This is a genomic window from Xenorhabdus littoralis (genome assembly GCF_033949345.1).
GTDB classification, from domain to species: Bacteria; Pseudomonadota; Gammaproteobacteria; order Enterobacterales; family Enterobacteriaceae; genus Xenorhabdus; species Xenorhabdus littoralis.
Genome location: NZ_VCDP01000252.1, coordinates 1 through 369 on the forward strand (window position 1 = coordinate 1; position 369 = coordinate 369).

Below are 369 nucleotides of genomic sequence, written 5' to 3' on the forward strand. Positions count from 1 at the left end.
CTGACCCAAATGACCCGCCCAGATGGCACCACCCTGCACTTTAGCTACGACCGTCTGACTCGACTGAATTCGGTCACCGTTTCCACTGGCGAAACCTACCGCTATGAGCGGGATGCTGCGGGGCAAATCATTCGGGAAACCGATTTTACCGGGCGAACGCTGACCTATCAGTACGATAAACTGGGACGGCGGATACTGACCCAATATCCTGACGGCCAGCAACTTCGCTGGCACTATTCTGCTGCGGGTCTACTGGTCCGACAGGAAAGCTGGCAGCCAGAAGAAAACCAACTGGTGCTAAAAGACACCACCACGTACGAATACAACAAACGACATCAATTAGTGAAAGCCACTAATGCCGATGCTATC

At 53.1% G+C, this 369-nt stretch carries 1 protein-coding gene; it reads left to right on the plus strand.

Features of this window, described 5'->3' with window-relative positions:
- On the plus strand, positions 1 to 369 hold a 369-nt coding region (locus FE394_RS20210; RefSeq protein ID WP_319927970.1), incomplete at both ends, for a hypothetical protein.